This window comes from Gordonia sp. PP30 (genome assembly GCF_023100845.1).
In the GTDB taxonomy this organism is placed as follows: Bacteria; Actinomycetota; Actinomycetes; order Mycobacteriales; family Mycobacteriaceae; genus Gordonia.
On sequence record NZ_CP095864.1, the window covers coordinates 2,376,807 to 2,398,141 of the forward strand.

Below are 21,335 nucleotides of genomic sequence, written 5' to 3' on the forward strand. Positions count from 1 at the left end.
CCGTTCCCGGGGCCGGCCTTTCTCGTCGTGCCGCGACTCAGGCGCAGTCGACGCAGATCAGCTGACCGTTACGCTCCGCACCGAGCCGGTTGCGGTGGTACACCAGGAAGCAGCTCGCGCAGGTGAACTCGTCGTCCTGCTTGGGCACCACGCGCACCGAGAGTTCTTCACCGGACAGATCGGCACCGGGCAGCTCGAAGGATTCGGCGGTATCGGTCTCGTCGACGTCCACGTCGGCGGCGGCGCCCTCGTTGCGCCGGGCCTTCAGTTCTTCCAGCGAATCCGTCGCCAGGTCGTCATCGTTGCTCCGCCGTGGGGCGTCGTAATCGGTAGCCATGTAGTGCCTCAACCCTGGGTGTCGTAGTGCGTTGTCATTCTCGTGCGGAGGGCTCGCTCGTGGCTCGTCCCCCGTCCCCGCGGACGGTAGTCGAACGCAGCGGGCGCCCGAATTCTAGGTGAGCGATGCCGCCGGGTCAACAACGACTGTTCACGCCCTCGCGGCGCGGCCGATCGCGGGCTTGCCGGGCGCCGCCTGCGCAGGTTGACGGCCGTCGGCCTCTAAGGTGGGCGCATGGTCTCCAAGTTCGCCACCGGCTACGCGACCGATGCGCAGGGCCGCCCGTTCAAGCGGCGCAACATGACGCCCGCGATCATCATCGTCACCGTCCTGGTGGTGGCCGCGATCGCCGCCTGGACGTACGCGCTGACCGGGAGCGGCGAGAAGAGCTACCCGACCGACTGCAACATGCCGACCGCGGCCGGCGCCCCCGAGCTCAAGGTGGTGGGCCGCAGCGACATGCTCAGCGTCGCACCGGCGGCGCTGTCCACGTTCCGGGTCAGCGTGCTCAATTCGGCGGCGGCGCGCGGTGAGGCCCGCTCGGTGTCCGACGATCTGGTGGCCCAGGGCTTCGCGGCGGGTGACCCCGCCTACGGAGACGACACGGTGTACGCCGACCGCAACCTGCACTGTGTGGCACAGATCCGGTTCGGGCAGGCCGGTCAGGGCGCCGCCGCCGCGGTATGGCTGGCCGTGCCCTGTGCCCAGCTGGTGAACGACGGCCGCGCGGGCACCAACGTCGACGTCGCGCTCGGCGAGTTCTACACCGGCACCAAGCCGAGCCAGGACGTGCAGGCCGCGCTGGAAGCCCTCCGGTCGGTGGACCCGCGCAATCCCAAGTCCGGCGTCGACCGTTCGCTGATCGACGCGGTGCACGCGCAGTCCTGCTGAGCCCGCCGCCCGCGGCCGGGCCTCACTCGGGCAGCGCGTCCATCCCGCCGAGGCCGCCCAGCAGCGCCACGAACTCGTCGGCGATCGCGGGGGCCGCCGCGACCGTCGGATGCCCGTCGGCCGATCGCGATGTCGGCGGCGGCACGATCACCCGGGCGCCGGCCTCCTCCGCGATCAGCGAGCCCGCCGCCCAGTCCCACGGCGAGAGGCCGTGTTCGAAGTGCACGTCCACCGCCCCCGAGGCGACCATGCACAGGTCCAGGGCCGCCGCCCCCACCCGCCGGACGTCCCGCACTCGCGGCAGCAGCTCGGCGAGCAGCGCGCCCTGCGCGCGACGGCGCGCCGGGGCGTAGCCGAAACCGGTGGCCACCAGCGCGAGCGCGACGTCGTCGACCGGGTTGGCCCGCAGCCGCCGCGGCGCCGTCTCGCCCGGACCGGCGCTGAACGCGCCGCCGCCGCGCGCGGCCCAGTAGACGACGTCCCGGGCCACGTCGACGACGGCCCCGGCGATCGACACGCCATCGGCCTGGACCGCGATCGAGACCGCGTACGCCGGGATGCCGTAGAGGAAGTTCACAGTCCCGTCGATCGGGTCGACCACCCAGCGCAGCCCCGCGGGCACGTCGTCGCTGCCGCCGGCCTCCTCGCCGAGGATCGCGTCACCGGGCCGGGCCCGGTGCAGCAGTGTGCGCACCAGCTCCTCGGTCTCGGTGTCGACGACGGTCACCGGATCGGTCGGCGTGGACTTGGTGCTCACCGCGCTCGCCGCACCGTCGTGCCCGGACACGTCGAACACCTCGGGCCGCCGGGCCCGCACGTGCGCGGCGGCCTCCCGGGCGACGGTGCACGCCAGCTCGGCGAGTTCTTCGGGGGTCGGGTCGGCATTCTCGGCGGCAACGCTCACGGTGTCCGAGTCTAGTGGTCCCCACGTCCGGCCCGATCCGCCGTAAGCTTCGGTGAGCATCGCCACCGGCCTCACAGCAGAACAGGATCGCTCATGTCCGACGTGACCATTCTCGGCGCCGACCGCGCCCCCAGCCCCGGTTCCGGACTCGGTTTCGGCATCGATGTGGGCGGCACCGGCGTGAAGGGCGCGATCGTCGACCTGCGCACCGGTCAGTTCGTGGGCGACCGGCACCGGATCGACACCCCGCAGCCGGCCACGCCCGACCTGATCGCGGCCACCGTCGCGGAGATCGTCGAGCACTTCGGCTGGACCGGGCCGGTCGGCGTCACGCTGCCCGGCATCGTCAAAGACGGCGTGGTCCGCAGCGCGGCGAACATCGATCCCGGCTGGATCGGCACCGACGCGCGGGCGCTCTTCAGCGGTGTGCTCGGCGGCCGGGGCGTGGCCGTCCTGAACGACGCCGACGCCGCCGGCCTGGCCGAACAGCGCTACGGCGGCGGCGCGGCCGTCGACGAGGGCCTGGTGATCCTACTGACGCTGGGCACCGGGATCGGCTCGGCACTCATCTACGACGGCGTGCTGATCCCGAACTCGGAACTCGGCCACATCGAGGTGGGCGGTGTGATCGCCGAAAAGCGGGCCTCGGCGAAGGTCCGCAAGGACCGGGACTGGAGCTACGAGCACTGGGCGGGCAAGCTCTCCCGCGTCCTGACCATGTACGAGCGGCTGTTCTCGCCTGACTTGTTCGTGGTGGGCGGCGGGATCAGCCGCAAGGCCGACAAGTGGATCCCGTATCTGACCAACGAGGTGCCCGTCGTCCCTGCTCATCTGCGCAATACCGCGGGGATCGTCGGCGCGGCGATGGCGATCGCCGGCGACCGGTAGCGGCGGCGTCGATTCGCTCCCGCCGCACCCCGCGGCGAGTCGGTTTCGTTACAATGGAACGCGTCGATCCCGTTCAGCTCGATCGACTCCCCTGACCAGGCCGTTCACGTCTCCTGCGTGAGCGCGGCGACGCGCGGCCGTTGATTGAGTGTGTGAAAGGTCGTACGTGGCAACCACCAAATCCCCGGACGTCGAGGCAGACACCGGCGATCAGACCGCTCCGGCCCGCAAGACCGCCGCCCGCAAGGCCCCCGCGAAGAAGACCGCCGCCAAGAAGACCGCCGCGAAGAAGACCGCGGCCAAGAAGGCGGCGCCGCGCAAGACCGCGGCGAAGAAGACCGCCGCGAAGAAGACCGCGGCCAAGAAGGCGACCTCGAAGGCCGGGGCCGAGGCTCCCGCCGACGACGAGCCGCAGCTCGACGCCGACGCGCCCGAGGATCTCGAAGACATCGATCTGGCCGACGAGGACCTGCAGGTCGACGATGACGCCAAGGACGATGCGAAGGACGCCGACAAGGCCAAGGACGGCGACGCCAAGGACGAGAAGTCGTCGAGCGACTTCGTCTGGGACGAGGAGGAGTCCGAGGCCCTGCGCCAGGCGCGCAAGGACGCCGAGCTCACCGCCTCCGCCGACTCGGTCCGCGCCTACCTCAAGCAGATCGGCAAGGTCGCCCTCCTCAACGCGGAGGAGGAGGTGGAACTCGCCAAGCGCATCGAGGCCGGCCTGTTCGCCACCGAGAAGCTGCGCCGCGTGATGGAGTCCGGCGAGAAGCTGTCGGTGGCCCAGCGCCGCGACCTGAACTGGATCTCCCGCGACGGCAACCGCGCCAAGAACCATCTGCTGGAGGCCAACCTCCGCCTCGTCGTCTCGCTCGCCAAGCGCTACACCGGCCGCGGCATGGCGTTCCTGGACCTGATCCAGGAGGGCAACCTCGGTCTGATCCGCGCGGTGGAGAAGTTCGACTACACCAAGGGCTACAAGTTCTCCACCTACGCGACGTGGTGGATCCGCCAGGCCATCACCCGCGCCATGGCCGATCAGGCCCGCACCATCCGCATCCCGGTGCACATGGTCGAAGTGATCAACAAGCTGGGCCGGATCCAGCGCGAACTCCTGCAGGACCTGGGCCGCGAGCCCACCCCGGAGGAACTCGCCAAGGAGATGGACATCACCCCGGAGAAGGTGCTGGAGATCCAGCAGTACGCCCGGGAGCCGATCTCGCTGGACCAGACCATCGGTGATGAGGGCGACAGCCAGCTCGGCGACTTCATCGAGGACTCCGAGGCCGTCGTCGCGGTCGACGCGGTGAGCTTCACGCTGCTGCAGGATCAGCTGCAGGACGTCCTCGACACCCTCTCCGAGCGCGAGGCCGGCGTGGTCCGGCTGCGCTTCGGCCTCACCGACGGCCAGCCGCGCACGCTCGATGAGATCGGTCAGGTCTACGGCGTCACGCGCGAGCGCATCCGCCAGATCGAGTCGAAGACCATGAGCAAGCTGCGGCACCCCAGCCGCTCGCAGGTGCTGCGCGACTACCTGGACTGAGTCTGCGTCCCAGCGGCGTTCCCGATCACGGCCACCGTCTCACGTTCGCGTGCGACGGTGGCCGTCGCAGTCTCCACGAACCCCCGCACCAGCGTCCCGTCGGCGCCCGCCCGGTGGGCGACGGCGACGGTCGAGCCCGGGTAGCCGGTCAGCGGCACGAAGCACACGGCCGGGCGCGGGGTGAACCGCGCCGCGGCGGCCGGTGTGATGCAGCAGGCCAGACCGGCGGCCACCACCTCCATCTCCTCGCTGTGCGACGACGTCTCCACCAGCGGCCCGTCGGCGCGAGCGAGGGTCCAGAAGTCGCGCCACACCGCGTCGGACGTTCGCCCGACGGCGATCGGCTCGTCCGCCAGGTCCGCGGGGGTGAGGGACTCGCGGGCGGCCAGCCGGTGAGTGGACCGCACCCCGACCACCGAGGGTTCGGTGAACAGCGGATACACGTCGAGGCCGTCGGTGGCGCACGGCAGCCGCAGAAAGGCGACGTCGGTCTCGGCCGTACCGAGTCCGGCGGTCGGATCGGTCAGCCCGAATTCGCGCAGTTCCAGCCGGGCATCGGGATACCGTTCCGCGAAGTCCCCGAGGATCAGCGGGGTGAGTTCCAGGGCGGCACCCACGATGAAGCCGACCCGCAGCACCGCGTGCTCGCCGCGGCCGACGCTGCGCGCCTGCGTCACCCCCTGATCGAGCCGGGCGAGCACGTCGCGCGCCGCGTCCAGAAACACCGTCCCGGCCGGGGTCAGCTCCACCCGGCGCGAGGTGCGGGTCAGCAGCGGCGTGCCGACGTCGGCCTCCAGCTCGGCGATCTGCTTGCTCAGCGACTGCTGCGCCAGGTAGAGCCGCGCCGCCGCCCGGGTGAAGTGCAATTCCTCCGCGACGGCGACGAAGGCCCGCAAGCGCCGCGTGTTCACATCCACAATCTTCAGAGTGTAGATCGACGGCGATTCGGTGTTTCACAACGCGAGGGGGTTGCCGCGACGATGGAGTGCATCACAGCGATGAGGAGCACGCGATGACGATCACCAACGGGACCTGGACCAACTGGGCGGGCGACGAGTCGGCCATCCCGGCGCGCATTCTGACGCCCGCCACGGTCGAGGAACTGTCCACCGCGGTCGCGGCCGCGGCCGCGGCCGGTCAGACCGTCCGCGTCGTGGGCGCCGGGCACTCGTTCAGCGACCTGGTCGCCACCGACGGTCTCCTGCTGAGCCTGGACAGGCTCGCGGGTATCGCGCACTACGACGCCGACGCCGGCCTGGTCACCATCGGCGCCGGCACCCGCCTGTACGACCTCAACCCGGCGCTGGACGCCCTCGGTGTGGCGCTGCCCAATCTCGGCGACGTCGACCAGCAGAGTTTCGCGGGTGCGTCGTCGACCGCGACCCACGGCACCGGCCGGCTGCTCGGCAATCTGGCCACCGGGATCGAGTCCATGGATCTGGTGCTCGCCGACGGCAGCACGCTGACCTGCTCCGGCGACGACCCGGATACGCTGGCCGCGGCGCGGGTGAGCCTCGGCGCCCTCGGCGTGGCCACCTCCTACCGGCTGAAGGTGGTGCCGGCGTTCGCCCTCGCAGCCCGTGAGTTCACCATGCCGATGCCCGAGCTGACCGCCCGGCTCGACGAACTGATCGACACCAACGACCACTTCGAGTTCTTCCACTTCCCGCACACCGGCGCCGCGATGGTGAAGCTGAACAACCGGACCGACCGGCCGCTCGCGCCGCGCGGCGAGCTCGCCGCCCGCGCGAACGAATTCCTGGAGAACACCGTGGTCGAGGGCGCCTCGCGGCTCGGCAGGCGTCTCCCCCGGGCCATTCCCGTCCTGAACCGGACGCTCACCGCGCTGGCCTCCGGGTCGGAGTACGTGGACCGGAGCTACCGGGTGTACGCGAGCAAGCGCGCCGTGCGGTTCACCGAGATGGAGTTCGCGGTCCCGCGGTCCGCCTGCCTGCCCGTGCTCGACGATCTCGCGCGGGCGATCGAGCGCGAGGGCTTCGCGGTGAACTTCCCGGTCGAGGTGCGCTTCGTGGCCGGTGACACCGACTCCTATCTGAGTCCGTCGTACGACCGCGAGACCTGCTACATCGCCGTGCACATGTTCCGCGGCATGCCGTGGCGGCCGTACTTCCGGGCCTTCGAGGACATCGCCTCGGCGTACGACGGCCGCCCGCACTGGGGCAAGCGGCATCTGCTCGACGCCGAGGCGCTGGCCGGCCGCTACCCCGAGTGGGATCGCTTCCAGGACGTGCGGTCCCGGCTGGATCCCGGCGGCGTGTTCACCAACGACCACATCCGCCGGGTCCTCGGGCCGGTACGCCCCGCCTGACGTCAGGAGTGACGGGCCGCCTGCTTGCGCAGTTCGTAGCGGGCCAGGGCGTTCTTGTGCACCTCGTCCGGGCCGTCGGCGAAGCGCAGCGTCCGCATCCCGGCGGCCATCTCGGCGAGCGGGAAGTCCTGGGACAGCCCGCCCGCTCCGTGCGCCTGGATCGCCCAGTCCAGGATCTCCCCGACCACGCGCGGTGTCGCGATCTTGATGGCCTGGATCTCCGTGTGCGCCTTGCGATTTCCAGCCGTGTCCATCAGCCAGGCCGCCTTCAGGGTGAGCAGCCGGAGCTGTTCGATCGCGACCCGGGACTCGGCGATGCGGTCGCGGATCACCCCCTGTTCGGACAGCGGCTTCCCGAACGCGATGCGGGTCGAGACGCGGTCGCACATCAGCTCCAGTGCGCGTTCGGCGATCCCGATCGAGCGCATGCAGTGGTGGATGCGGCCCGGGCCGAGGCGGCCCTGCGCGATCGCGAAACCGTCGCCCTCCTCACCGATCAGGTTCTCGGCAGGCACGCGCACGTCGGTGAACCGCAGCTCGGCGTGGCCGCCGTGGCTGGCGTCGTCGTACCCGTAGACGTGCATCCCGCGCACCACCTCCAGGCCGGGGGTGTCCCGCTCGACGAGGATCATCGACTGCTGCCGGTGCCGGTCCGCGGTGGGATCGGTCTTGCCCATCACGATGAAGATCGTCGCCTTGGGGCTCATCGCGCCGGTGATCCACCACTTGCGGCCGTTGATGACGTATTCGTCGCCGTCCCGCACGATCGACATCTCGATGTTGGTGGCATCGGAGCTGGCCACGTCCGGCTCGGTCATGGCGAACGCGGAACGGATCTCGGCGTTCAGCAGCGGGGTGAGCCAGCGTTCGCGCTGCGCGTCGTCGGCGAACGCGGCGAGGACCTCCATGTTGCCGGTGTCCGGCGCGGCGCAGTTGAGCGCCGCTGGGGCGAGCGCCGGGCTGCGGCCGGTGATCTCGGCGAGCGGCGCGTACTGCACGTTGGTCAGGCCCGCGCCGTGCTCGCCGGGCAGGAACAGATTCCACAGGCCGCGGCGCCGGGCCTCGGCCCGCAGTTCGGCGAGGACCGGGACGCTGTCCCAGTCCCAGGGGTCGGCCAGCGCGGCCAGTTGCTCGGCGAAGACGGGCTCGGCCGGGTAGATGTGGGAGTCCATGAAGTCCAGGAGCTTCTCCCGGTACTCCTGTGTGGTCTGGTCGAAGGTGAAGTCCATGTCGGTGCTCCTCGGATCGGTGGTGGACGGGTCAGTCGGCGAGCGCGGCGAGACCGGCGGAGAGCAGCAGCGGAACCCCGTCGCCGACCCGCGCGAAGCCCTCGCCGACGGTCTGTCCGTTGACGTAGCGGTAGTGGATGCCCTCGGAGATCCCGGCCAGCTTGAAGAAGGCGAGGGCCTGGTAGAAGCCGAAATCGGTCAGGTCGCGGTCGGAGGCGGCCGAGTAGCGGGCGATCACCTCGTCCTCGGTGAGGTAGCCGGGCGCCGTCGAGACGTCGGTGACGCCGCCGCCGAGCTTGCCCACCCGGTCGTAGACGGTCATCAGGGCCAGGTCGGTGAGCGGGTCGCCGATGGTCGCCATCTCCCAGTCCAGGACCGCCGCCGGACGATCGGCGGCGTCGAACAGGACGTTGTCGAGGCGGTAGTCGCCGTGCACGATGCCCGGCGCCCCGTCGCGGGCGGGCACCCGCGCGACGAGCGCGTCGTACAGGGCGACCATGTCCGGCAGATCACGGGTGTGGGCGGCGTCGAACTGCTTGCGCCACCGCTGGACCTGGCGTCCGGTGAAGCCCTCCGGACGACCGGCGTCGCCGAGTCCGACGTGTTCCGGATCGACGGCGTGCAGGGCGGCCAGGGTGTCGATCAGCCGCTCGGCGATGGCCCTCGTGCGCTCCGGCCCGAACGGCACCAGTTCCGACGCCCGGCGGTAGGGCGTCCCGTCGACGGCCTCCATGACGTAGAACGGTGCCCCGAGGACCGCGTCGTCGTCGCAGTGCGCGTACATCGCCGGCACCGGCACCGCCGTCTCGGCCAGCGCCGACATGAAGCGGTACTCGCGGCCCATGTCGTGCGCGGTGGCGAGCAGATGCCCCACCGGCGGGCGGCGCAGCACCCAGCGCCGCTCCCCCGCGCGCAGCAGATATGTCAGATTCGACTTGCCGCCCGCGATCAGCTCGGCGGTCAGCGCGGCGCCGGGATCGGCGACGTGCTCGGCGAACCACGGGGTCAGCGCGTCCAGGTCGAGGCCGGGAAGCCGATCGGTCACGAGCCCTCCCCCTTCTCGATCACCTGCTGGAGCTGGTTCATTCCGGCCAGCCAGCGGTCGGTCGACGACGCCCGCGCACCGTAGTAACCGGCCACCTCGGGGTGCGGGAGGATGAGGAACCGGTCGTCGCCGAGCGCCTCCACGACGGTGTCGGCCACCGATTCGGGGCTCAGCACCTCGCCGACGCCCAGGAGTGCGGCGGGCACCTCGTCGATCATGCCGGTCTGGACCCACTGCGGGCACAGCGCCTGCACCACCACACCGCGATGACGGTAGGTGGCCGAGAGCCATTCCGCGAAGGCGACGGCGCCGTGCTTGGTCACCGAATAGGCCGGGGCGCCGAGCATGGTCAGCAGACCGGCCGCCGAGGCCGTCACCACGAATCGGCCGCCGCCGGCCTCGATCCACTCCGGGATCAGGTGGCGGGCGGCGCGCACGTGCGCCATGACGTTCACGTCGACGGTGCGCGCCCAATCCGCGTCGGACGACTCCAGCCCGTGCCCGCCGTCGATGCCTGCGTTGCCGAACCACGCCGCGATGGGGCCGTACGCCTGCCGCGCGGTCGCGATCAGGGCGGCGACGCCCTCCTCGGATGCGGCGTCCCCGGCCACCGCGAGGGCGGTTCCGCCGGCCGCGGTGATCGCCTCGACCGTGCGGTCGGCACCGGCCGCGTCGAGGTCGGCGACGACGACCCAGCCGCCGCGGGCGGCGAGCCCGGTCGCCAGCGCCGCACCGATGCCGCCGGCCGCTCCGGTGACGACGACGCACGCCCCGGCCGGGTCGAAGGCGCTCACACGCCACCGCCGAGCAGCACGCCGCCGTCCACCACGAGGGTCTGACCGGTCATCCAGCCCGCATCGCCCGACAGCAGGAACGCGACCACCGAGCCGATGTCCTCCGGCTCACCGAGCCGCTTCAGCGGGTAGGCGGCCGCGGCCTGTTCCTCGCGGCCCACGTAGAGGGCTTCGGCGAAGCGCGTCTTGACCACGGCGGGGGCCACCGCGTTGACCCGGATCTTCGGACCCAGTTCCATCGCGAGTTCCTCGGTCAGGTGAATCACCGCGGCCTTGGACACGCCGTAGAAGGCGATCATCGGTGCCGGCCGCAGGCCCGCGATCGAGGCGACGTTGACGATCGCCCCGCCGTGCTCACCCATCCAGCCCGCGTACGCCTTCTGCGCCCACGACAGCGCGGACAGCACGTTGACGTCCATGATCTTGCGGGCCGCGTCGACGTCCATCTCCATCAGCGGCCCGAACACCGGGTTGATGCCCGTGTTGTTGACCAGGAAGTCGAGCGAGCCGAATCGTTCGAGGGCGGTCGCCACCACCTGATCCTGGTGATCGGTGTCGTCGGCACGACCGGCCACCGCGACGGCGTGATCCGGTCCCCCGAGCGCCGCGACGGCCTCGTCGAGCGCGGCCTGCTTGCGCGCGGTGATCACCACGCGGGCGCCGTCGTCGACCAGCCGCTGGGCGATCGCCAGACCGATGCCTCGACTGGCGCCGGTGACGACCGCCGTCTTACCGGCGAACCGGGATGTACTCATTTCGTCTCCTCTTCACGTGCCGACTAAGCGCTCGCTTAGTTGCGTGTGCTCTACTCTGCCTGCAGACACTGCGCAGCGTCAAGCACTGGGGAAGGAGACGAGAGAAGTGACCGAGAACATGTCCCGGGCCGACCAGACCCGGCAGCGCCTGCTGCGCGCGGCCGTCGAAGCCTTCGCCGAGCGCGGTTTCCACGGCACCACCACGCGCGACCTGGCCGCGGCTGCGGGGATGAGCCCGGCCGCGGTGTACGTGCATTACCCGTCCAAGGAGGATCTGCTCTTCCAGCTCTCGCTGACCGGCCACGAACGGACCCTCGCCGTGCTCGACGCCGCCGATGCGCCCGGCGCCGCTCCCGGCGTACGGCTGGCCGCGCTGATCCGGGCGTTCGTCCGCTATCACGCCGAGGACCACACCTGGGCCCGGATCGTGAACTACGAGCTCGGCGCGCTCACCCCCGAGCATCTCGCCCGGATCACCACCCTGCGCCGGGCCATCGCCCGCCGCCTGCGGGCCGCGGTCGACGCCGGCGTCGCCAGCGGCGACTTCGCGACCGACGATCCGGCGACCGTCACCCTCGCGCTCGAGTCGATGGGCATCGATATCGGCCGGTGGTACTCCGACGATCGCGGCCCCACGCCGGAGGCCCTGGCCGAGTCGTACAGCGCGCTCGCGCTGCGCATGGTGCAGGCCCGCGGACAGTAGCCGACGTGTGTCGCGACACACCCGGACGCCCCCGGGAACAAATCACCCGCCCCGATCGTCTGACAGAGTGATACCCAAGGCGCACCGCCTCGGGCGCCGCACTGGGACGGAGGAATCCATGACCGACACCGCCACGACCACCATCGTCTCCCCCTCGCTCACCGCTGCCGATCGCTGCGATCGCTGCGGGGCCGCCGCGAAGGTACGGGCGACGCTGCCCGCCGGCGGCGAACTGCTGTTCTGCCGCCACCACTACAACGACCACGAGGCGCGCCTCGTGGAAGCCGGGGCCGTCGTCACCGACTGACGCCCCCGCCGACGATCGAGACCGGGCCGCGAGCGATGATCGCTCGCGGCCCGGTCTCGTCGTCGGTGCGCCGGGTCCGGGCGCTCAGTTCCAGGTGCGCAGCGCTTTGATCCGCTCCTGCAGCTGTTCGGCGGTGGCCATCGCGGTCGGCGGACCGCCGAGCCGCTGGCGCAGCTCGTTGTGCACCCAGCCGTGCGGCCGGCCGGTCCGGTGATTGTGCAGCGCCACCAGCGTGTTCAGTTCCTTACGCAGCGCGTGCAGGCTCGCGCCGGTGCTCCGCTCGGCGGCGTTGGGCGCCTCGGCGGCCGCGGCGTCCTCGCGCGGACGCACCGTCGACCGATTGGACACCTGCTGCGCCTGCCGCTGTTGCAGCAGCGTCCGCACCTGCTCGGCGTCGAGCAGTCCGGGTAGCCCCAGGTAGTCCGACTCCTCCTCCGAACCGGGCATGGTCGCGGTGCCGAACGACGAACCGTCGTAGATCACCTGATCCAGCTCGGCGCTGGCGTGCAGCGACTGGAACGCCGGCTCGTCCTCACCGGGCTCGTCCTCCCGCTTGTTGGCCTCGACCAGCGCGGCGTCGTCGAGCCCGGTCTCCTCGCGGTGCGGCTTGCCCAGGACGTGATCGCGCTGCGCCTCCAGCTCGCTGGCGAGCTGCAGCAGCACCGGCACCGACGGCAGGAAGACGCTGGCGGTCTCACCCGGCCGCCGCGACCGCACGAAGCGGCCGATGGCCTGCGCGAAATACAGCGGCGTCGACGCGTTGGTGGCGTAGACGCCGACCGCCAGGCGCGGCACGTCGACGCCCTCGGACACCATGCGGACGGCCACCATCCACTCGTCGCCGGACGCCGCGAAGGCCTCGATCCGCTCCGACGAGCCCGCCTCATCGGACAGCACCAGCGTGGGACGCGTGCCGGTGATCGATTCGAGCAGCTCGGCGTAGTCGCGCGCGTTCTTCTGGTCGGTGGCGATCACCAGGCCACCGGCGTCGGGCACCCCGGACGCCCGCAGCTTCTGCAGACGGCGATGCGCGGCGCTGAGCACCGCGGGGATCCAGTCGCCGTGCGGGTCGAGCGCGGTGCGCCACGCGCGGGCGGTCTGCTCGGCCGACAGCGGCTCACCCAGTCGCGCGGTGAACTCCTCACCGGCGCTGGTGCGCCAGCTGGCCTGCCCCGAGTAGGCCAGGAAGACCACCGGGCGGACGACGCCGTCGCGCAGCGCATCGGAGTAGCCGTAGGCGTGGTCGGCCCGCGAGCGGGCACCGCCGCCCGGTTCCGGCTCGTAGGTGACGAACGGGATCGGCGAATCGTCGGACCGGAACGGGGTACCGGTCAGCGACAGCCGCCGCTCGGCGTCGTCGAAGGCCTCCCGGATGCCGTCGCCCCAGCTCTTCGCGTCGCCGCCGTGGTGGATCTCGTCGAGGATCACCAGCGTGCGCCACCGCACGGTGCGCTCCCGGTGCCGGTACGGGTGCGCGGCGACCTGCGCGTAGGTGAGCACCACCCCGTCGAAATCGGAGCTGGTCGATCCGGTCGAGTTCGAGAAGTTCGGATCGAGGTTGATCCCGACCCGCGCCGCGGCGGCCGCCCACTGGTACTTCAGGTGCTCGGTCGGCGCGACCACGGTGATGCGCTCGACGGTCCGGTCGTACAGCAGCTCCGCGGCGATCCGCAGGCCGAACGTCGTCTTACCGGCGCCCGGCGTCGCCACGGCCAGGAAGTCCCTGGGCTTGGCGGTGAGGTACTTGGTGAGCGCACGGCGCTGCCAGGCACGCAGCGATCCCGAGGGCTCAGGCCTGCTCTGCCCCGGCGTCACGGTCTCGTCCATGGTCGATGTCAGCCCCGGTTCACTCATATCGCAGACGAGTCTAAACCCTCCGGGCGACAGAGCCGCCACGCCGCAGGACCGCCCCGGACGCCACCGAGTCCCGCCGATCGGCCATGCTGGTACCCATCAGTACCGATGGCCCGAGGCCCGCGCCGCCGGCCGACGGAGAGCACTCCGCCGGCGGTTCAGCGCTGCGCAAAAGCGGGCGGCTGGTGTGGCGGACCACCGTCAAGTCGTGGGACGACGGCATCATCGGCTGGTCCGCGCAGGCCGCGTTCTGGCAGGCCCTCTCGCTGCCGCCGCTGCTGCTCGGCGTGATCGGCAGCCTCGGCTACATCGGCGGGTGGTTCGGCCCGGACACCGTGCAGATCATCAGCGACCGGATCGTCGGATTCTCCGGCAGCGTGTTCACCGAGCAGGTGGTGGACGATCTGATCCGGCCCACCGTGGACAACGTCCTCCATCGCGGCCGCGGCGCCCTGATCTCACTGAGCTTCGTGATGTCGCTGTGGGCCGGGTCCTCGGCGATGAGCTGTTTCGTCGCGGCCATCGTCACCGCCCACGACCAGCACCAGGTGCGCAACCCGGTCTGGCAGCGCATCTTCGCGCTGATCATCTACATCGTCTTCCTGATCACCGCGGTGCTGCTGTTGCCGCTGGTCGCCCTCGGACCGACGTATCTGATCCAGATCGTCCCCGCGGACTGGGGCAAGGCGATGAACTGGCTGATCACCTGGGGCTATTTCCCGTTCGTCGGCCTGCTGCTGATCGGCGTGCTGGTGCTGCTCTACCGCTTCGCCCTGCCCTACCCGCTGCCCTGGCTGCGTCTGGTGCCGGGCGCCTTCCTCGCCGGGGTGTTCTTCTGGGTGGCGACGTACATCCTGCGCGCCTATCTGACGGCGCTGGCCAAGACCGGCTACACCTACGGTGCGCTCGCGACGCCGATCGCCTTTCTGCTGTTCGGCTTCTTCCTGGGTTTCTCGATCGTCCTCGGGGCCGAATTCAACGCCGCCATCCAGGATCTCTGGCCGCGCGAGCACAACGGGCCGGTCGTGCGGCAATGGGTGTCGACGCAGACCAGCGAGATCACCGACACCCTGCGACGGCGCGCCATCCGGCCCGGTCAGCGGCCGCGACGGCCCGCGCCGCAGCCCGTCGACGACGAACTCGGCGCGCGGCCGACCGCACCGATCCGGCGGCGGCCGCCTACTTCTTGAGCTTCGCGTAGACCTTCTTGCACTTCTCGCACACCGGCGACCCCGGCTTGGGCGACTTGGTGACCGGGAAGATCTCGCCGCACAGCGCGACGACGTGCGTGCCCATCACCGCGCTCTCGGCGATCCGGTCTTTCTTCACGTAGTGGAAGACCTTGGGTGTGTCGTCGTCCTGTTCGGTCCGCTCGTCGAGGTCGGGGCGTTCGATCGTCTGGGTGCTCATCGTTCCATTGTGACGCAGGCGGCGCGGCGATGCAGCCCGCCCCGCGTTGGCGTCACCGACCCTCGAGTGGAACAGTGGAGGTATGGCACGAACGGGCGAGGATTCCGGCGGGCGCCGCGGCGCCGGCGCGGATGCCTTCCTGATCACCCGGGCCGAGCAGAGCCTGGAGGATCAGCAGCGTGCCCGCGTCCGCAAGTACCTGTGGATGATGAGCATTCGCATACCCGCGCTCCTGCTGGCCAGCGGCGTCTACGCCTGGACGCACAATCCGTGGTGGGCCGTCGGCATCATCGCGATCTCGATTCCGATGCCCTGGATGGCGGTGCTGATCGCCAACGACCGCCCGCCGCGCAAGCGCGGTGAGGTGCAGTACTACAAGTTCGGACCCGGCCGCACCGTCGGCCCCGCCGAACTGTCCACCGAACCCGCGCCGCCTCCGCCGCGCGACCCGGCCGCCGAGGGCCTCGTCATCGAGGCCGATCCGGCCGACCCCGCCGCGCGCCGGGACTGATCCCGCCCGTCTCCCGCCGGGCGCACATACTCAGCGACTTCTCAGCCTCGCCGGGAACCTTCCGCGCCGTCGGCGCGTTGGACCTGATGAACGCTCGCCACAGATCGTCGTCCGAGGAGGCCGCATGTCCACCGCAACTCGTACCCGTCCCGCTCCCACCGCCGAGGATCTGGACGCCCAGTCCCCCTCCGCCGATCTGGTCCGCGTGTATCTGAACGGGATCGGGCGCACCGCGTTGCTCACCGCCGAGCAGGAAGTGGATCTCGCCAAGGCCATCGAGGCCGGCCTGTACGCCAAGCATCTGCTGGAGACCAAGAAGCGCCTGGGCCCGGCCCGCAAGCGCGACCTGGCGATTCTGGTGCGCGAGGGCGAGCAGGCCCGCGCCCACCTGCTGGAGGCCAATCTGCGCCTGGTGGTCTCCCTCGCCAAGCGCTACACCGGTCGCGGCATGCCGCTGCTCGACCTGATCCAGGAGGGCAACCTCGGTCTGATCCGTGCGGTCGAGAAGTTCGACTACGCCAAGGGCTTCAAGTTCTCCACCTACGCCACCTGGTGGATCCGGCAGGCGATCAGCCGCGGCATGGCCGACCAGAGCCGCACCATCCGGCTGCCCGTCCACCTGGTCGAACAGGTCAACAAGATCGCCCGTATCCGCCGTGAACTGCACCAGCAGCTCGGCCGCGAGGCCACCGACGAGGAGCTGTCGGCCGAGACCGGCATCCCCGCCGAGAAGATCGCCGACCTGATGGATCACAGCCGCGACCCGGTGAGCCTGGACATGCCGGTCGGCAACGACGAGGAGGCGCCGCTCGGCGACTTCATCGAGGATGCCGAGGCCACCTCCGCCGAGAGCGTCGTGATCTCCAGCCTGCTGCACTCGGACATCCGCTCGGTGCTGGGCACGCTCGACGACCGCGAGCGCCAGGTGATCACCCTGCGTTTCGGGCTCGACGACGGCCAGCCGCGCACCCTCGACCAGATCGGCCGCTCCTTCGGGCTGTCCCGCGAGCGCGTCCGGCAGATCGAGCGCGACGTGATGGGCAAGCTCCGGCAGGGCGACCGCGCCGAGAAGCTGCGCGCCTACGCCAGCTGACCGGCGTCAGCACTTCCCCACCGGCCGCGCCGCCTCATCCGAGGCGGCGCGGTCCCGTGTCGGCGAGGGTCGGCACCGGGCCGATCGTCATGCGCGCCGCCAGCACCGCGGCACTGTCGGCCGACGACAGGATCGGGTCCAGCACGACGCCGCGGATCTCCGGAATGTCCTCCACCAGTGCCGACACCCGCAGCAGGAGATCGATCACCGCCTCGGTGTCCGACGGCGGACGCTGTCCCGCGTCGCCGGCGAGCAGTTCCGCGGAGCGCGGCTCGGCGAGCAGGTCGTGGGCGTCGTCCATGCTCAACGGCACCGCGCGGTAGCTGCGGTCGCCGAGGGTCTCGAACAGCCGCCCGGACAGCCCGAACGAGATCACCGGCCCGAACGACTGGGTGTCGACCGCCGAGATCGCCAGGCCGAGACCCTTCGGCGCCATCCGCTGGACCTGCAACGTGGATTCGCCGGTGAGCGCCTGCAGTTCGGCGAACGCGGTGATCACCGCGGTCGCATCGCCGAGATCGAGCCGGGCGCCCTCCCGATCCAGCCGGCCCACCCATTCCGGCGAGGTCGCCTTGACGGCCACCGGGAAACCGAGCTCGCGGGCCGCCGCCGACGCCTCGTGCAGGGTCTTCGCCTCGCGGAACTCCACGACGTCGATCCCGTACCAGGCCAGCACGGTCGCGGTCTCGATGGTGGAGAGTTCGCGCGGTCCGTCGCCCAGCAGCTCACGCACGTAGCTGCGCGCGTGTTCGGCGGACACCCCGCTCAACTCCACCTCGACGGCGTCCGGCCGCGCCCGCCAGCGGGCGTAGCGCCAGCTCAGCCCGAGCGCACCGGCGGCCCGTTCGGGTGTCGGATACGACGGAATGGACCCCCGCATGGGCACGCCCTGCGGGCCGGCCACCGACAGGCCCGCCGGAATGCCCTCGACCGCCAGGAACGTGGTGACGATCGGCTTGTTCCAGTGCCCCGTCGACTCGGTCGCGGCCATCAGCGCGCGGGAGTATTCGGCGGTGTCGACGGCGACCGGCGGGACGAAGACGACGATCATCGCGTCCACCCCGTCGTCGCCGAGGGCCCCGGCCACCGCCGCGGACAGTTCCTGCTCGCTGACCGCCGGGCCCAGATCGACCACGGACACCACGTCGAGCCCGGCGTTGCGCGCGGTGTGCGCGGCCAGCGAGGCGATCACCGAGGAGTTGCCGATCACCGCCGTGCGCGGCCCCTCCGGCAGCGGCTGATAGGCGAGCACGGTGGCCGCGTCGAACAGATCGGCCAGCGTGTCGACCTGCAGCACACCGGCCTGCGCGAGCACCATCTGCGCGATCCGGTCGTCGACGGCCCCGTAGCGTTCGCCCTGCTCCCCCACGCGGGTCATCGCCCCGCGGCCCGACTTGATCGCGATCACCGGCTTCTTCCGGGTCACGCGCCGCGCGATCCGGCCGAACTTGCGCGGATTACCGAAGTTCTCCAGGTACAGCAGGATCACGTCGGTGGCGTCGTCGGTGTCCCAGTACTGCAGGACGTCGTTGCCGGAGACGTCGGCGCGGTTGCCGGCCGACACGAACGTCGACAGTCCGAGCTGGCGCCGCGCGGCGGTGTCGAGAATGGCGATGCCGAGCGCGCCGGACTGGCAGAAGAAGCCGACCCGGCCGGGCCCGGGGATGCGCGGTGCGAGAGTGGCGTTCAGCGCGATCTCCGCGTCGTTGTTCACCACTCCCAGCGCGTTCGGTCCCACCAGCCGCATCCCGTGCGCCCGCACCTGTTTCACCAGCGCCCGCTCGGAGGCCAGCCCCTCGTCGCCGAGTTCACCGAACCCGGACGAGACCACCACCAGCGTCTTGACGCCCTTGGCGAGACAGTCGTCGAGCACCTCGGTCATCCCGGCCGCGGGCACCGCGACCACCGCGAGATCGACCGGATCGGGGATGTCGCTGACCCGCTCGTAGGCGCGGATGCCGCGCACCGACCGCGCCTGGCCCGGCCCGTTCACCGGGTACACCGGGCCGGTGAAGCCGGCGGCCAGCACGTTGGCGAGCAGCACGTTGCCCACCTTCTTCGGATCGGTCGACGCACCGACCACCGCCACCGACTGCGGGCGCAGCAGATTCGCGATGCTCCGCGCCTCCGACGCGCGTTCGCGGGCGTTGCGCACCGAGGTCAGCGCGTCGGTCGGGTCGATCTCGAATTCGACGTGCACGGTGCTGCCGTCGAAGGCGCGGCTGATCTGGTAGCCGGCGGCCTTGAACACGGCGACCATGGTGGGGTTCTCGGAGAGCACCTCGGCCTCGAACCGGGTGAAACCGTTCTCCGCGGCCGCCCCGGCCAGGTGCTCGAGCAGGATGGGGCCCAGGCCGCGGCCCTGGTGCTCGTCGGCGACGACGAAGGCCACCTCCGCCGAGTGCGGCTTCCCGGCCTCGGCGAGGCCCTCGTAGAGGCCCATCGCGATGATCTCCTCGCCCAGCCAGGCCAGGATCGCCACCCGGTCGTGGTAGTCGACGGTGGTCATCCGGACCACCTCGCGGGGCGGCAGCGTCGGCGTCGGGCCGAAGTAGCGCAGGTACCGGGTGCGCTCGGACAGTCCCTCGTGGAAACGCACCAGCGCGTCGGCGTCGAGCGGGGTGATCGGCCGCAGGTGCACCACGCCGCCGTCGGAGGCGAGCACGTCGGCGGCCCAGTGCCGCGGGTACTTCCCGGCCGAATCGGTGGTGGGGCTGGGGTCAGTCACGGGGGTCCTCCGGATCGAGTCCATGCAGGGGCAGCACCGCGCGCCGGGTGGCGAGGATCGCGCGGTCGGTCTGTTGCTGAGCGGCATCGCTGATGCCGGTCGGCGGCGACGCGCCGGTGTCCCCGTCCCAGGGGACGAAGCCGACGTCGCCGTTGTCTCCCATCATGCCTACCGGCGGCCGGGCGTAGTCGGGATGGACCTCCGCCGAGGCCGCGACCGCCCGTTCCATCCATTCCGCGCCGATCGCGGTTCCCGGATCGATGTCGCGGTCGAGCGCCGTGGCGAGCAGATGCGTCCAGGCGCGCGGCACCACGTTGATCACGCCGTAGCCGCCACCGCCGACGGCGATCCACCGGCCCTCGCAGTACTTGTCGGCCAGGTCGCGCAGGGCGCGCATCGCCGCCGCCTGGCCGTCGACGGTCAGCGACAGGTCCGTCAGCGGGTCGGCGCGGTGGCTGTCCACCCCGATCTGGGTGAGGATGATCTGCGGCCGGAAGGCCGCGATCACCGACGGCACCACGGCGTGGAAGGCCCGCAGCCACAGGCGATCCTGCGTGCCCGGCATCAGTGCCAGGTTCACCGAGGTTCCGGCGGCGTCACCGTCGCCGACCTCGGTGGGCCAGCCGGTGCCCGGCCACAGGGTCGCCGGATGCTGGTGCACCGAGACCGTCATCACCCGCGGGTCGTGCTCGAACTGCGCCTGCACGCCGTCACCGTGGTGTGCGTCGATGTCGACGTAGGCGATGCGGTCGTACCCCTGGGCCAGCAGCCAGTCGATCGCGATGGCCGCGTCGTTGTAGATGCAGAAGCCGGCCGCGTGGCCGCGCATCGCATGGTGCATGCCGCCGCCGATGTTCACCGCCCGCTGCACGGCCCCGGAGTGCACCGCCTGCGCCGCCGCGAGGGTGCCGCCGACCAGCATCGATCCCGCCTCATGCATCCCGGCGAACACCGGGTTGTCCTCGCTGCCCAGGCCGAACAGCCGTTCCAGCATCGGTCCGCTGAGCGACGCCATCCCGGAGCCGACCGCGCGGACCGCGTCGATGTAGCCCTGCGCGTGCACGGTGCGCAGGATGTCGTCGTCCACCGGCAGCGGCGGGGTGGTGTCCACCCCGTCGAGCACCCCGAGACCCCGCGCGAGGTCCATCGTCAGCGCGAGCCGGATCGGGCTCATCGGGTGGGTGTACGCCCACTTGTAATCGAGGAACTCCTCGCTCCAGATGACCGCTGTGTTCACCGCTGCCCCATTTCCCACATCACACCCCCAACGCTAGTGCCTCGCCTGTCACTCGATACGGGTAACCTGATGTCTGGCGAAAGGACTGAGGCACTCGTGAACGATCTTGTCGACACCACCGAGATGTACCTCCGCACGATCTACGACCTCGAAGAAGAGGGGATCGTTCCGTTGCGCGCGCGCATCGCGGAGCGACTGGAGCAGAGCGGACCGACCGTGTCCCAGACGGTGGCGCGCATGGAGCGCGACGGACTGGTCCGGGTGGCGGGCGACCGGCACCTCGAACTGACCGACGAGGGCCGCGCTCTCGCCGTGCAGGTGATGCGCAAGCATCGCCTCGCCGAGCGACTGCTGGTCGACATCATCGGTCTCCCCTGGGACGAGGTGCACGACGAGGCCTGCCGCTGGGAACACGTGATGAGCGAGAACGTCGAACGGCGGCTGCTCGAGGTGCTCGACAACCCGACCACCTCCCCGTACGGCAACCCGATTCCCGGTCTCGAAGAACTCGGTGTGCGGGTGCCGTCGCCGATCAAGGAGGCCGACCGGCTCGTCGAGTTGCCGGCCGGCGAGTCCGCGGTGATCATCCGCCGGATGGCCGAACACGTCCAGGCCGACCCCGAACTGATCGCCGAGCTGCGCGAGGCCGGGGTGGTGCCGAACGCGCGCGTCAGCGTCGTCGTCAACCCGCGGTCGGTGGTGATCTCCACGCCCGGGCACGACGGCTTGACGCTGTCCTCGGAGATGGCGCACGCGATCTTCGTCGAACGCGTCTGA

Annotated in this window: 21 protein-coding genes; 10 read left to right on the forward strand and 11 right to left on the reverse strand. The window is 70.9% G+C overall.

Annotation, left to right across the window (positions count from 1 at the left end):
* Window positions 1–37: 37 nt before the first annotated feature.
* On the reverse strand, window positions 38–337 hold the full coding sequence (locus MYK68_RS10945; protein WP_247863682.1) for a DUF4193 domain-containing protein: 300 nt from the start codon (window positions 335–337) through the stop codon (window positions 38–40).
* A gap of 234 nt (window positions 338–571) precedes the next feature.
* Between MYK68_RS10945 and cei the strand changes: the two genes are divergently transcribed.
* Window positions 572–1,228, forward strand: coding sequence for an envelope integrity protein Cei (gene cei / locus MYK68_RS10950; RefSeq protein WP_247863683.1), 657 nt, complete (start codon window positions 572–574; stop codon window positions 1,226–1,228).
* 22 nt (window positions 1,229–1,250) lie between these two features.
* Here cei and MYK68_RS10955 read toward each other — a convergent pair whose 3' ends face one another.
* A complete protein-coding gene (locus MYK68_RS10955) occupies window positions 1,251–2,192 on the reverse strand; it encodes an inositol monophosphatase family protein (protein ID WP_371307753.1) in 942 nt (313 codons plus the stop codon).
* Window positions 2,193–2,225: 33 nt separating this feature from the next.
* Between MYK68_RS10955 and ppgK the strand changes: the two genes are divergently transcribed.
* Complete coding sequence (gene ppgK / locus MYK68_RS10960) at window positions 2,226–3,020, forward strand: polyphosphate--glucose phosphotransferase (protein ID WP_247863685.1); 795 nt, start codon at window positions 2,226–2,228, stop codon at window positions 3,018–3,020.
* Between the two features lie 166 nt (window positions 3,021–3,186).
* Window positions 3,187–4,563, forward strand: a complete 1,377-nt coding sequence (locus tag MYK68_RS10965; RefSeq protein ID WP_247863686.1) for an RNA polymerase sigma factor — start codon at window positions 3,187–3,189, stop codon at window positions 4,561–4,563.
* Here the strand turns inward: MYK68_RS10965 and MYK68_RS10970 are convergent.
* Window positions 4,551–5,474: a LysR substrate-binding domain-containing protein gene (locus MYK68_RS10970; protein ID WP_283255210.1), complete on the reverse strand. Its 924-nt coding sequence runs from the start codon at window positions 5,472–5,474 to the stop codon at window positions 4,551–4,553. The two genes, MYK68_RS10965 and MYK68_RS10970, sit on opposite strands and share 13 nt — an antisense overlap.
* 101 nt (window positions 5,475–5,575) lie before the next feature.
* Here MYK68_RS10970 and MYK68_RS10980 point away from each other — a divergent pair, with 101 nt between their 5' ends.
* Window positions 5,576–6,892: a D-arabinono-1,4-lactone oxidase gene (locus MYK68_RS10980; RefSeq protein ID WP_247863687.1), complete on the forward strand. Its 1,317-nt coding sequence runs from the start codon at window positions 5,576–5,578 to the stop codon at window positions 6,890–6,892.
* Window positions 6,893–6,894: 2 nt separating this feature from the next.
* Here MYK68_RS10980 and MYK68_RS10985 read toward each other — a convergent pair whose 3' ends face one another.
* Genes MYK68_RS10985 through MYK68_RS11000 form a run of 4 tightly spaced genes read right to left on the reverse strand, consistent with a single transcriptional unit; the run spans window position 6,895 to window position 10,715 of the window.
* Window positions 6,895–8,121, reverse strand: coding sequence for an acyl-CoA dehydrogenase family protein (locus tag MYK68_RS10985; protein ID WP_247863688.1), 1,227 nt, complete (start codon window positions 8,119–8,121; stop codon window positions 6,895–6,897).
* A 31-nt stretch (window positions 8,122–8,152) separates the two neighbouring features.
* Window positions 8,153–9,166, reverse strand: a complete 1,014-nt coding sequence (locus MYK68_RS10990) for a phosphotransferase family protein (protein ID WP_247863689.1) — start codon at window positions 9,164–9,166, stop codon at window positions 8,153–8,155.
* Window positions 9,163–9,960, reverse strand: coding sequence for an SDR family NAD(P)-dependent oxidoreductase (locus MYK68_RS10995; RefSeq protein WP_247863690.1), 798 nt, complete (start codon window positions 9,958–9,960; stop codon window positions 9,163–9,165). Before MYK68_RS10995 ends, MYK68_RS10990 begins: the two co-directional genes overlap by 4 nt.
* Window positions 9,957–10,715: an SDR family oxidoreductase gene (locus MYK68_RS11000; RefSeq protein WP_247863691.1), complete on the reverse strand. Its 759-nt coding sequence runs from the start codon at window positions 10,713–10,715 to the stop codon at window positions 9,957–9,959. Before MYK68_RS11000 ends, MYK68_RS10995 begins: the two co-directional genes overlap by 4 nt.
* Window positions 10,716–10,821: 106 nt before the next feature.
* On the opposite strand from MYK68_RS11000, the gene MYK68_RS11005 reads away from it, so the two are divergent.
* A complete protein-coding gene (locus MYK68_RS11005; RefSeq protein ID WP_349306132.1) occupies window positions 10,822–11,418 on the forward strand; it encodes a TetR/AcrR family transcriptional regulator in 597 nt (198 codons plus the stop codon).
* A gap of 118 nt (window positions 11,419–11,536) precedes the next feature.
* Window positions 11,537–11,725, forward strand: coding sequence for a DUF7455 domain-containing protein (locus MYK68_RS11010; RefSeq protein ID WP_247863692.1), 189 nt, complete (start codon window positions 11,537–11,539; stop codon window positions 11,723–11,725).
* 84 nt (window positions 11,726–11,809) lie between these two features.
* Here MYK68_RS11010 and MYK68_RS11015 read toward each other — a convergent pair whose 3' ends face one another.
* Window positions 11,810–13,552 (reverse strand): DEAD/DEAH box helicase, encoded by a 1,743-nt coding sequence (locus MYK68_RS11015; protein WP_247868021.1) that lies wholly within the window; start codon window positions 13,550–13,552, stop codon window positions 11,810–11,812.
* Window positions 13,553–13,764: 212 nt separating this feature from the next.
* Here MYK68_RS11015 and MYK68_RS11020 point away from each other — a divergent pair, with 212 nt between their 5' ends.
* Window positions 13,765–14,769: a YihY/virulence factor BrkB family protein gene (locus MYK68_RS11020; protein ID WP_502798247.1), complete on the forward strand. Its 1,005-nt coding sequence runs from the start codon at window positions 13,765–13,767 to the stop codon at window positions 14,767–14,769.
* Here MYK68_RS11020 and MYK68_RS11025 read toward each other — a convergent pair.
* Window positions 14,759–14,989: a DUF3039 domain-containing protein gene (locus MYK68_RS11025; protein ID WP_247863696.1), complete on the reverse strand. Its 231-nt coding sequence runs from the start codon at window positions 14,987–14,989 to the stop codon at window positions 14,759–14,761. The two genes, MYK68_RS11020 and MYK68_RS11025, sit on opposite strands and share 11 nt — an antisense overlap.
* An 82-nt stretch (window positions 14,990–15,071) precedes the next feature.
* Between MYK68_RS11025 and MYK68_RS11030 the strand changes: the two genes are divergently transcribed.
* Together MYK68_RS11030 and MYK68_RS11035 are read left to right on the forward strand one after the other, a co-directional pair.
* On the forward strand, window positions 15,072–15,500 hold the full coding sequence (locus MYK68_RS11030; RefSeq protein WP_247863698.1) for a DUF3099 domain-containing protein: 429 nt from the start codon (window positions 15,072–15,074) through the stop codon (window positions 15,498–15,500).
* A gap of 124 nt (window positions 15,501–15,624) precedes the next feature.
* A complete protein-coding gene (locus tag MYK68_RS11035) occupies window positions 15,625–16,593 on the forward strand; it encodes a sigma-70 family RNA polymerase sigma factor (RefSeq protein ID WP_247863700.1) in 969 nt (322 codons plus the stop codon).
* A 34-nt stretch (window positions 16,594–16,627) separates the two neighbouring features.
* On the opposite strand, the gene MYK68_RS11040 is transcribed toward MYK68_RS11035, so the two are convergent.
* Together MYK68_RS11040 and MYK68_RS11045 are read right to left on the reverse strand one after the other, a co-directional pair.
* Window positions 16,628–19,345, reverse strand: coding sequence for a bifunctional acetate--CoA ligase family protein/GNAT family N-acetyltransferase (locus MYK68_RS11040; protein ID WP_371307746.1), 2,718 nt, complete (start codon window positions 19,343–19,345; stop codon window positions 16,628–16,630).
* Window positions 19,314–20,558 (reverse strand): acetoin utilization protein AcuC, encoded by a 1,245-nt coding sequence (locus tag MYK68_RS11045; RefSeq protein ID WP_247863703.1) that lies wholly within the window; start codon window positions 20,556–20,558, stop codon window positions 19,314–19,316. The genes MYK68_RS11040 and MYK68_RS11045 overlap by 32 nt, the downstream gene beginning before the upstream one ends.
* Before the next feature lie 96 nt (window positions 20,559–20,654).
* Here MYK68_RS11045 and MYK68_RS11050 point away from each other — a divergent pair, with 96 nt between their 5' ends.
* Window positions 20,655–21,335 carry an iron-dependent transcriptional repressor DtxR gene (locus tag MYK68_RS11050; RefSeq protein ID WP_247863704.1) on the forward strand — a complete coding sequence of 227 codons (681 nt, stop codon included), beginning with the start codon at window positions 20,655–20,657 and terminating at the stop codon, window positions 21,333–21,335.

Excerpts from the sequence above, each read along its gene's own strand:
- MYK68_RS10945 (WP_247863682.1), bottom strand. The coding sequence starts at position 337 with ATGGCTACCGATTACGACGCCCCACGGCGGAGCAACGATGACGACCTG.
- cei (WP_247863683.1), top strand. The coding sequence starts at position 572 with ATGGTCTCCAAGTTCGCCACCGGCTACGCGACCGATGCGCAGGGCCGC.
- MYK68_RS10955 (WP_371307753.1), bottom strand. The coding sequence starts at position 2,192 with ATGCTCACCGAAGCTTACGGCGGATCGGGCCGGACGTGGGGACCACTA.
- ppgK (WP_247863685.1), top strand. The coding sequence starts at position 2,226 with ATGTCCGACGTGACCATTCTCGGCGCCGACCGCGCCCCCAGCCCCGGT.
- MYK68_RS10980 (WP_247863687.1), top strand. The coding sequence starts at position 5,576 with ATGACGATCACCAACGGGACCTGGACCAACTGGGCGGGCGACGAGTCG.
- MYK68_RS10985 (WP_247863688.1), bottom strand. The coding sequence starts at position 8,121 with ATGGACTTCACCTTCGACCAGACCACACAGGAGTACCGGGAGAAGCTC.
- MYK68_RS11000 (WP_247863691.1), bottom strand. The coding sequence starts at position 10,715 with ATGAGTACATCCCGGTTCGCCGGTAAGACGGCGGTCGTCACCGGCGCC.
- MYK68_RS11010 (WP_247863692.1), top strand. The coding sequence starts at position 11,537 with ATGACCGACACCGCCACGACCACCATCGTCTCCCCCTCGCTCACCGCT.
- MYK68_RS11015 (WP_247868021.1), bottom strand. The coding sequence starts at position 13,552 with ATGGACGAGACCGTGACGCCGGGGCAGAGCAGGCCTGAGCCCTCGGGA.
- MYK68_RS11025 (WP_247863696.1), bottom strand. The coding sequence starts at position 14,989 with ATGAGCACCCAGACGATCGAACGCCCCGACCTCGACGAGCGGACCGAA.
- MYK68_RS11030 (WP_247863698.1), top strand. The coding sequence starts at position 15,072 with ATGGCACGAACGGGCGAGGATTCCGGCGGGCGCCGCGGCGCCGGCGCG.
- MYK68_RS11035 (WP_247863700.1), top strand. The coding sequence starts at position 15,625 with ATGTCCACCGCAACTCGTACCCGTCCCGCTCCCACCGCCGAGGATCTG.
- MYK68_RS11040 (WP_371307746.1), bottom strand. The coding sequence starts at position 19,345 with ATGGACTCGATCCGGAGGACCCCCGTGACTGACCCCAGCCCCACCACC.